Origin of the sequence: Paraburkholderia sp. EB58 (assembly GCF_050436665.1) — a bacterium.
GTDB lineage: Bacteria > Pseudomonadota > Gammaproteobacteria > Burkholderiales > Burkholderiaceae > Paraburkholderia.
Genome location: NZ_JBNDMQ010000055.1, coordinates 1 through 9,718, shown reverse-complemented (window position 1 = coordinate 9,718; position 9,718 = coordinate 1). Strand labels below are relative to the sequence as shown.

Here is a 9,718-nt window from a genome sequence, read left to right as displayed (position 1 = left end):
CCAAGCCGCAAATCTAACACACGCCGGTTTAATCATGCAACCAGTCGCGTTATACTTGACTGCAAGAAGGGTCGCATCGCGGGCCCGAAGCTTACGAACCATGCTTCGACAACCCGCCTGTAAAGGCGGAACGAAACGCAAGAAGAAGGGGAAACGATGCGACGCACATGCATGAAGACCGCCAAATGCCCGGTCGCGCGAACCTTGGACGTGGTCGGCGATTGGTGGACGCTGCTGATTGTCCGCGACGCGTTGAAGGGCGTTCGGCGTTTTGGCGAGTTTCAGAAGAATCTCGGCATGGCGAAGAACATCCTTAGCACTCGCCTGCGCGACATGGTCGCCGCCGGCATCATGGAGATACGGCCGGCCGAGGACGGCAGCGCGCATAGCGAATATCATCTGACACAAGCCGGGGAGCGTCTGCAGACCGTGCTCGTGGCGCTGCGGCAGTGGGGCGAGCAATACCTGTTCACTCCCGGCGAGCCCATGATGATCGCGGTCGACAAGGTCAACGAAGAACCGCTCCGGCGCATCGAACTCGCGGCTCAGGATGGACGGGCGCTGACGGCAGCCGACATCACGTCCAAGGAAGGACGTGCTCCTGCACCGGCAAAACCCTCCCGGCGGGTGAGTCAGCGCGCCCGATGATATGTTCCCAGGGGCCCGATAGCTCGGGCCGCCACACCAAAGTCCGGGCAGTAACCCCAGTGGTGATCGGGACGTACACGACATCGATTCGATAACAGGCACAATACGTGTTGATGGCGCCAAATAAACGCTGCGGTCACTCGCACCGCATAATGTCGCGCCCCCGGAATCCGCCCCTTCGATGCTGTCATGAACCACACTATCCCCGAGCGCACGGTCACTCCCACGCGCCCACCGAATTCGCCGCGCTTCCTGCTGTTCCTGATCTGCCTGTTTGCCTCTGCCGGGCAGCTCGCGATCGACATTTACGTGCCCGCGCTACCGGCAATGGCACGTTTCTTCGCGACGTCGCCTCAGGCGATCCAGTCGAGCGTTTCCGGCTACATGGCGGCCTATGCGTTGGGCCAGCTCGTATTCGGGCCCGTAGCGGACGCATACGGTCGCAAGCCCGTACTGGCGTTCGGCCTCGTCATCTTTACGATCGGCTGCGTGCTGTCACTCGCCGCGCCGAATCTGGAGATGTTCCTCCTCGCCCGCTGTCTGCAGGGCTTCGGTATCGCCGCCACCAACCTGCTCGCGAAGGCGATCATCACCGATTCGTTCTCCGGACAGGCGCTGATACATGCGTTCACGTACATGGCGATCGCGTGGGGGCTCGCGCCGATTGTCGCGCCGGTGATCGGTGCCCATTTGCAAACGTTGTTTGGCTGGAAGTCTTGCCTGGTCTTCCTGCTCGTTTATTCGCTTGTGATGTGGGCTTTGGTTTGGCGCTATCGCGAGACTTTGCCGCGGCCGGTGCATCTTGAGCCGCGCACGCTATTGACGAACGCGGGCAAGGTGCTCTCGAGCCCGGTGTTCCAGAGCTGCTTTCTCGCGCAAGGGCTGTGCTACAGCATCCTGCTGGTGTTCAACATCGTCGGGCCGTTCATGGTGCAGAACACATTGCACAAGCCGCCGACCTACTTCGCCTATCTCGCGCTCGGCATCGGGATGATGTACTTCCTCGGCGGCCTGTCGAATCGCGTGCACGGCCCGCGTCTGCCGAGCGCAGAGCAGCGGCTGCGTATCGGTGCGCGCACGATGGCGGCAGCGTCGATCGCGATGCTGGTGCTTGCGCTGACGGCCGGCCTGCGCGTCTGGACGCTCGCCACGCCCGTGCTCGTGATGGGGTTCTGCGCCGGCGCGATGTATCCCACGCTGATGGCCAAGGGCAATTCGCTGTTCCCGCATATCGCTGGCCTGACGAGTGCGATCCTCGGGTGTGCGCTGCTGCTTGTATCGTCGGCGATGATGGGGCTCGCCGGCTTCGTGTCGGTGCAAGTCCTGACGCCGCTCGCGGTGTTCTTCGTGATCCTCGCGCTCATTGTCGTCGGGATGGTGACGAAGCTGCTGCGGCATCTGGCGCAACTGCAGTCCGAGGCTGTCGTGTGCCGCGGCAGCGAACTGGTCTAAGAGCGTAACCTGCGGCGGACCGCGGCGATCGGGTAGACCGTAGCGAGACCGGCTCCACGCAAATATCGACAGAGAGATCGAACCGATGTCCGAAACTATGTCCGATGGAGCGCTTCGGCGCATGGCCTCGATTGTTGCTCTCGTGGTCGCACTTGGGTTGGTCGTTATCAAAGTCTGGGCCTGGATCACAACAGGCTCGATTTCGTTGCTGACCTCCGCTGCTGATGGCCTCGTCGATGTCGTCGCCTCTACCGTGACTTTCGCTGGGGTGCGCTACGCGGCACGACCAGTCGATCAGGGTCATCGATATGGGCATGGCAAGGCCGAGGCTGTCGCGGCCTTCGTTCAGGCATTGCTTCTGGCGGCTGCCGCAATCGGGCTCGGTGTCGAATCGGTTCAGCGTCTGTTTGTTCCTCAACCACTGAATCAGACGGGATTCGGCATCTGGGTGATCGTGGGCAGCTCACTCGCCGCTGCCGGACTCGTTGGCATGCAAACCCTTGTGGTTAACCGCACGGGTTCGACCGCGATTGCCGCAGATCGGGCCCACTACGTTACGGATGTGGCCGTCAACATAGCGGTCCTGATAGCGCTGCTGCTCGAAAATTTTCTTGGCTGGACACGGGCCGACGCGATCGGCGCGCTAGCAATCTCGGTCTACATGCTGTGGAACGCGCGGGGAATGGCAATGGACGCGTTAATTCAACTGCTCGACCGTGAACTGGACGCAACAGATCGTGCGCGTATCGAATCCGCCGTGCGCGGGTGCGACGGGGTGCAATCTGTGCACGACATCCGGACGCGCAACGGCGGCGACCGGGTCTTCGTTGAGTTCCATGTGGAAGTTGACGGCGCGCTCACTGTGGCGGAGGGCCACGCAATCGGCGATCGGGCGGAAAAAACAGTGCAACGGTTGTTCGAAGCCGCCGATGTAACGGCCCACCTGGAGCCTGCGGGCATCGACGACGAACGCCTTGACGACCTTGTCAAATAGCGAATTGGCAGGTCATTCATGGCCCATGAGAGAGATTTTTCTCGCCCGTCTCTACTTCTATCGATCAGCGTATTCTTGAACCACCCCGGCTCAGGCGCGAATTCTGCTACTCCACAGACCGGCTGGTAACTCGCGCCAGACCATCGCTCGACGGCGGCACCGGGATGAAGCGTGACATGGCAGGCAACCCGTCGCATCCGTCGACTACCCAAGGAGAAAACGATGACCCTGGTCATTTATCTTGTCGGCTGGATTGTTCTGATAGGCGGCGTGTGCTGGGCGCTCATCGCTATGCACGTCTCCCAGCACACCATCGAAATCGTCGCGGTCATCATGCTTGGCGTTGCGATCATCACCGGCGCTACACGTACACGCAACCGGGACCGCTCGTAGCGATCGCGCGCCACCTTGCCGCATCGCTCATCCGCAAACATTGGACGAATATGCACGCCCGGTAAGGATTATTTTGCGCCGCCACGCGTACGTGGCTGTCGCCCCAGGTATGCCCCTTGCGCGCCCTTTGTTGCACCATTTTCCAAGGAGGCAATGATGGGCTCAATCAATCCTCAAGGCGGCACCCGCGGCGGCGCGAATGTCATTGGCGGCGGTATGGGCGAAGGTCCGGGGCCGGAAATCATGGCTGCGGCAACCCTCGACGGCAATAAGGTGATGTCGTCGGATGGCGAGCATGTAGGCAAGATCTCCGACATCATGCTGGACGTGCGCAGCGGACGGATCGCCTACGCCGTACTGGCTGAAGGTGGATTTCTAGGCATGGGCGCAAACCTGCACGCCATCCCCTGGAACGCACTGACTCTCGATACGGACGAGAAGTGCTTCCACGTCGATATCACCGCGCAACGTTTGAAGGACGACCCGGGCTTCGACAAGGATCACTGGCCGACGATGGCGGACGCGAAGTGGGGCGCGACGACGCATAGCTATTACAACCGCCAACCGTACTGGCTCGCGATGCAAGACGTCGTCGAAGACGATCCGGACATGCGGCCACCTCTCGAGCACTGAGAGGTGCATCTGCTTAATCGCGAAGCGCTATCCGCGAAGCGTCGGCTGCGCGTAGACGCTTCGCTCGGAGTGCCGTTTGTGCGGCCGGCGCCGCACAAACGGTCACAGGTGCAGCCGCTCCCGACATACTGTTAGCGTCAGTTGCCGGAGCCAACGATGCACAGGATCGATCTCTAAACGCGGATGCCACATCTGCGAGATAGTAATTTCCTCGGTGGTCACGGGAAGCTCGAAGGCGTAAGTGGTGGCGGATGCCGGCAATTCCTGCTGTGCCGGCTGATTGCTCAGAAGAGACGCAGGCACGAGTGCAATCAGGTCGGACGCTCGCGCCACAGCGAGCGCGGCGGGAAAACTCGGAACGACGGCGACGATCGTTCGTTCCAGCCCTAAAGTGGCCAGCGCCTCATCAACCGGTCCGCTCGTGCGGCCGTGTCGTGAGGCGACGACATGACCGAATGCGGTGTACTGTGCGGCCGTCACCTCGCGCTCCATCGCGAGCGGATGGCCCCGTCTGACGACACCAAGAAAGTGATCGCGGAATAGTGCCTGCACGCGGACCTCTGGTCCCATTTCGCCCAAAACACCGATCTCAAGATCAGCGGAACCGTCTCGCAGATACGTCGCCGTCTTCTCAAGCTTGGGTGCGAAACGCAAACGCACGAGCGGTGCCGTCGCGGTCGCCGCGGCAATCAGTGAAGCGCCGAAGGCCTCGACAAAACCGTCGTTGGCACGAATGGTAAAGGTTCGCTGCAACGTTGAAAAATCCGCTTCCGTCGCTGAGGGACGCAGTACGGCACGTGCCTCATGAACCGCATTCTGAGTGCGTTGACGCAGTGCCTCCGCATGGGGTGTCAATACCATGCGGCGCCCGGCGCGAACCAATAGCGGATCACCGGTCGCCTCGCGAAGCCGGGTCAAGGTTCGACTCATCGCCGAGGCACTCAAACCCAGTCGACGGGCAGCACCGGCCACGCTGCCATCGCCAAGCAATACGTCGAGCGCAACGAGTAAATTCAAGTCGGGTTCTGCCATGCCTGATCGTAGCATCATCCGTCGAGACATGGCGTTTGGTGCACGTTATAAGTGCAACTGCTGCGTCTTCCGCCATGTCTCTCTCCTCGATATATTCGAAGTACTGACTCATGACCGAACGCGTGCTGGTTCGAAGCCGCGTTCTATCGCGGTCTCACTTACAGGGAGCTCCCCATGCAAGACAACTCTCCGCAGAAAACCGTCCTCCTCATCGGTGCATCCCGCGGCCTCGGATTCGCAATGGTCGAGGAATACCTCAAGCGTGGCTGGCGAGTGATTGCCACCGGGAGGGTGGGCTCAACAGAAAAGCTGCGCCAACTCTCGGAAAGCACCCAAGGCGCGCTGGAAGTTGAGGCAGTCGATATCACGATTCCCGACCAGGTCGCCGCGTTACATAGTCGTCTTAAAGATCGACGGCTGGATTTGCTTTTCGTAAATGCTGGCGTCAAAAACGACGATCGTGAAACGATTGCCGATGTCTCGACGGAGGAATTTGTGCGCGTCATGGTGACGAACTCGTTGAGTCCAATGAGGATCATCGAGGCGTTTCAGGACATCGTGCAGCCGGCGGGAACCATCGGTGTCATGTCGTCGGGGCAGGGTAGCCTCACCAACAACACTAACGGCAATTATGAGGTCTACCGAGGCAGTAAGGCTGCTCTCAACATGCTTATGCGTAGCTTTGCGGCGCGCCACCAGAACGACGCGAAAACCCTGCTATTGATGGCGCCCGGATGGGTCAGGACGGACATGGGCGGTCGTGACGCGCGTCTGAGCATCGAGGAAAGTATTCCCAACTTGCTAAATACGATAGAGGCTTACGAAGGGCGCTCCGGATTGCATTATCTGGACTACCTGGGAAGAGTCGTTCCCTGGTGAGTGGCGACGCACGCCTATCCGCAATCACGACTTTTTGCGCTCTGCCTCCTGGACCATATGAATCGCTGAGGGTGATCCTTCCAGGCGGCTCTTCACCAACTTATTCAGGTCGAAGGTGGAGGTCTTGCCGACGCTCGGAAGACATTCGTGCACCCAACCATCTGCCGCGGTCCATCCTGCCTTCCGCAAGGCAAGAAAAAGCTCGATGCAGGGCGTGTCCTTCGATGCGGCGCCGATCTCTTCCATGAGGTGCTCCGCCTGGATCACGTGAAAGCGCTTGGTCGTGTAAGCCTTTCCGTGGTGGACGACTGTGGTGTTTTCCGCGACGAGTTCGTTCATCAGTTCGATCTGCCGCACTTCCGTGACCCAGGATGCGCCGAAGCTCAGTTCGTTGATCCGGTTCACAATCTGCCGCGGGAGCGTGGGAGGTCCACGCTTGACGACTAGCGGATCAATGAGCACGCTAAGAATATCGTCGACGTGGTCAACTAGCGGATTGAGCGCGGGATTGGCCATATATCCACCGTCCCAATAGAACTCGCCGTCGATTTCAACCGCCTCGAAGAGCGTAGGCAGGCACGCCGACGCCATCAGCACCTTGGCTGTGATCTCAGTTGGACCGAAGATGCGCAGCGCGGTCAGGTCGACATTCGTCGCGGCGATATAGAGTTCGGGTGCACTCTCGTTGTGCTGGTTTATGGCCCCGAAGTCAGGAATGACCTTCTCCATGATGGGGCCGATGGGATTGACCGCCCATGGTGTCGCATAGGGCGAGCTGATCTGCTGGAGCATGCCTTGCGCGATCACAAACGGATTGAGATCCACATTCCAGCGGTAGGGCGAGTTCAGCCATTCGGTGGGCCAGTTGTAAAACGGGTGCCAGTATGAACTTGCGCCGACCAACGTCCACAACCGCTCGAGTGCCCGCTTTGCCTCAGCCACACTCTCGTTCAGGCCGTACGCGCATGCCGCGGCGTTTAGCGCTCCGCCGCTCGTGCCGCTGATCGCACGAATGAAGAGCTTCCCTTGTGCGACCTCGTCCAGGAGGCGGTCGAGTACGCCCCACGTGAACGCCGTGTGTGCGCCGCCGCCTTGGAGCGCCAGACCTACTGTCGGTGGAGTTTGCGTCGCGGGCATGCTGTTCCCCTTGTTCAAGTCAGCATGCCATCCTACTCCGACTAGTCAGCCGGTGAGGACCTCGGCGTGATGCGATTCGTTCAGCCTGAACATCGAAACGGAGGTTTTCAGATCGGCCGCCTGTGACTCGAGGGAGCTGGCGGCGGCCGCCGCCTGTTCGACCAGCGCTGCGTTCTGCTGCGTGACTTCGTCCATCTGTGTGACAGCCAGGTTGACCTGGCCGATGCCCTTGCTCTGTTCCTGCGAGGCAGCGGTGATTTCACCCATGATGTCGGTCACCCGTCTGATTTCGTGAGTGATCTCGCGCATCTTCGTGCCGGCTTCCTGCACATGGTCCGCGCCTGCCCGGACCCGCTCCACGGAATCGTTGATCAGCTCCTTGATTTCCTTGGATGCCGCCGAGGAGCGCTGCGCCAACGATCGCACTTCCGAGGCCACCACGGCAAAACCCCGCCCCTGTTCACCGGCCCGCGCCGCTTCGACGGCGGCATTCAGCGCCAGAATATTGGTCTGGAAGGCGATGCCCTCGATGATGCCAACAATGTTGGCAATCCTGTCCGAGCTGGCGTTGATGCCCTCCATGGTTTCGACCACGCGTGAGACCACAGCGCCCCCTTGCTCAGCGACCTCAGCAGCCTGTGCAGCGAGCTGGTTGGCCTGACTGGCGTTGTCGGCGTTCTGGGTGACCGTGGAGGTCAACTGCTCCATGCTGGCTGCGGTTTCCTGGAGTGAGGCGGCCTGCTCTTCGGTGCGCTGCGACAGATCCTGATTGCCCGCCGCAATCTGCTGCGTGGCGGTGGCGATCGTGTCGGCCGAAATCTTGATCGTGCCGATCGTCCGCGTAAGTTGCTCCTGCATGCGCTTCATCGAAAACAGCAGGCTCGAGCGGTCGTCGGGCGCCGTCTTCACCATGGCGGTCAGATCGTTACTGGCAATCTGGTTGGCAATTTCGGCGGCGTAAGAGGGCTCGCCGCCCAATGAGCGGAGAATGCCGCGGTTGAGCAGTACCACCAGGGCTGACAGCGCACCGGCCAGCACCGCCAGGACGCCGAGGCTCTGGAACAACGCAGAGCGGAATGCCGCATTGATGTCGTCGACGTAAATCCCCGTCTGGAGAATCCAGTCCCACGGCTGATAGGACACGCTGTAGGAGATTTTTGGCGTGGATTCTGTGGCACCGGGCTTCGGGAACGCATACGAGATATAACCCTGACCGTCACGCTTGATGAGATCCACCGTGTCTTTGTAGAAGCGAACACCGTTGGAATCCTCGTAATCGCCGACGTCCTTGCCATTCATATCTGGATGCGTCGGATGCATCAGGATTGTTGGCTGGGAATTGAAGATCGTGAAATAGCCGCTTGCGCCATAGCGCATGTTGCGGATGCTCTCCATGGCCCGCTTCTGGGCTTCCGCCACGGGCATGGCTCCGGCGGCTGCCTGATCGCCAAAAGTCTTGACGACACTTAGCGCAATCTCCGATGCGTGCTTCAGGTCTTCCTTGCGCTCGTCCAGCCGCACTTCTTTCCCGTGATACGCGCTATAGACTGAGATTCCAGCGAGACACAGCAGGCTCAGGATCAGAGGCAGCCATAGCTTCTGGACAAAGGATAGCTTCATATACTCGTGTGCCTCTTATATCGAGTGTGCCGATCAGAAGAAAGCGCCAGCCGCAGAGTGAGTGCGAACCGGCGGGATACTTGCAGATAACGGCTTAATATCGGCTAACAGGAGGGTTGAAAGAGAAACTCTGTATTCCTGTTATTGCAAACGAGGGGCTGCGGGTTGCTTGTCCGGTTGCCTGATTGCTCACGAAGCACGCTGGCGTTTGGCCAACATTGCCTCGCCGTGCTGCTTCCACCTTGAGCGATCGTCTGCTGTTCCGTTCTCGGTGAACTCGAGCAACGCGCCCAGTAGTTCGCCCAGGTCCTTGCCTTCCAGGACGGTCAAATCGATTAGCGCGCTCTTCAGTACCGCCTGGTTATTCCGCGTCTCGCGTTCAGCCAGCTTCTCCGCATCGATGATGCGCGAGGCATTGTTGCGCGCCTTCTCAGCCCGCTCTGCGGCTTTCTCGGCTTTGACTAGCGCCTCGAACTTGCGCTCGTCATGGGTTGTACGTGGCCACTTGTCGGCGAGCATTAGCAGCAGGCGCTGATGCTCGCTTAGTGTCTTGAGACTGCGCAGAAGCATCAGTCGTTCGTTGATCCACTGATCGGTCATATTTCGTGCTCACGGCGGTATAAGGGGTATCTCATCCTTGCGGGACTGGCTTGCTCCAAGGATGCGATCTATCCCGAAGGAGAGTACTCACACTGGCGCAGTCGTGAAGGAACAGTTGATACCGTCGAACGAGATTACAGTTGCCGGCCAACGGCCCGGGGCCCTTTTTCTACGCATCCAGCGTAGTCGCTAATTGTCTGTGTCAAACGGCCGCAGACATCCCATCTTCCGCTAAGGCTACGCTGAAAAAGGTCAACGCCACTGAGCCTTCAATCGTTAGATGCGCATGAAACAACAGACCCTTGCGATGGCGGCCGATCAAGGCGCCGG

General features: G+C 59.9%; 10 protein-coding genes. 6 read left to right on the top strand and 4 right to left on the bottom strand.

The window, feature by feature from the left end:
- Positions 1-156: 156 nt before the first annotated feature.
- The 5 genes from P3T40_RS41530 to P3T40_RS41510 all read left to right on the top strand — a co-directional run bounded on the left by P3T40_RS41530 (position 157) and on the right by P3T40_RS41510 (position 4,120).
- Positions 157-648, top strand: coding sequence for a winged helix-turn-helix transcriptional regulator (locus P3T40_RS41530; protein ID WP_429273471.1), 492 nt, complete (start codon positions 157-159; stop codon positions 646-648).
- Positions 649-837: 189 nt separating this feature from the next.
- Positions 838-2,100, top strand: coding sequence for a multidrug effflux MFS transporter (locus P3T40_RS41525; protein WP_429273470.1), 1,263 nt, complete (start codon positions 838-840; stop codon positions 2,098-2,100).
- Between the two features lie 121 nt (positions 2,101-2,221).
- Positions 2,222-3,094: a cation diffusion facilitator family transporter gene (locus P3T40_RS41520; protein ID WP_429273469.1), complete on the top strand. Its 873-nt coding sequence runs from the start codon at positions 2,222-2,224 to the stop codon at positions 3,092-3,094.
- A 222-nt stretch (positions 3,095-3,316) separates the two neighbouring features.
- Positions 3,317-3,487, top strand: coding sequence for a hypothetical protein (locus P3T40_RS41515; protein ID WP_167379456.1), 171 nt, complete (start codon positions 3,317-3,319; stop codon positions 3,485-3,487).
- A 156-nt stretch (positions 3,488-3,643) separates the two neighbouring features.
- Positions 3,644-4,120 (top strand): PRC-barrel domain-containing protein, encoded by a 477-nt coding sequence (locus P3T40_RS41510; RefSeq protein WP_429273468.1) that lies wholly within the window; start codon positions 3,644-3,646, stop codon positions 4,118-4,120.
- A 102-nt stretch (positions 4,121-4,222) separates the two neighbouring features.
- On the opposite strand, the gene P3T40_RS41505 is transcribed toward P3T40_RS41510, so the two are convergent.
- Complete coding sequence (locus P3T40_RS41505; protein WP_429273467.1) at positions 4,223-5,152, bottom strand: LysR family transcriptional regulator; 930 nt, start codon at positions 5,150-5,152, stop codon at positions 4,223-4,225.
- 174 nt (positions 5,153-5,326) lie between these two features.
- Between P3T40_RS41505 and P3T40_RS41500 the strand changes: the two genes are divergently transcribed.
- A complete protein-coding gene (locus P3T40_RS41500) occupies positions 5,327-6,031 on the top strand; it encodes an SDR family NAD(P)-dependent oxidoreductase (protein ID WP_429273466.1) in 705 nt (234 codons plus the stop codon).
- A gap of 24 nt (positions 6,032-6,055) precedes the next feature.
- On the opposite strand, the gene P3T40_RS41495 is transcribed toward P3T40_RS41500, so the two are convergent.
- The 3 genes from P3T40_RS41495 to traD all read right to left on the bottom strand — a co-directional run bounded on the left by P3T40_RS41495 (position 6,056) and on the right by traD (position 9,388).
- A complete protein-coding gene (locus P3T40_RS41495; protein WP_429273465.1) occupies positions 6,056-7,168 on the bottom strand; it encodes a patatin-like phospholipase family protein in 1,113 nt (370 codons plus the stop codon).
- A gap of 45 nt (positions 7,169-7,213) precedes the next feature.
- Positions 7,214-8,788: a methyl-accepting chemotaxis protein gene (locus tag P3T40_RS41490; protein WP_429273464.1), complete on the bottom strand. Its 1,575-nt coding sequence runs from the start codon at positions 8,786-8,788 to the stop codon at positions 7,214-7,216.
- A 189-nt stretch (positions 8,789-8,977) separates the two neighbouring features.
- The gene (gene traD / locus P3T40_RS41485; RefSeq protein WP_429273463.1) at positions 8,978-9,388 is read right to left on the bottom strand and encodes a conjugal transfer protein TraD; all 411 of its coding nucleotides are present in this window, start codon (positions 9,386-9,388) and stop codon (positions 8,978-8,980) included.
- Between the last annotated feature and the right edge of the window lie 330 nt (positions 9,389-9,718).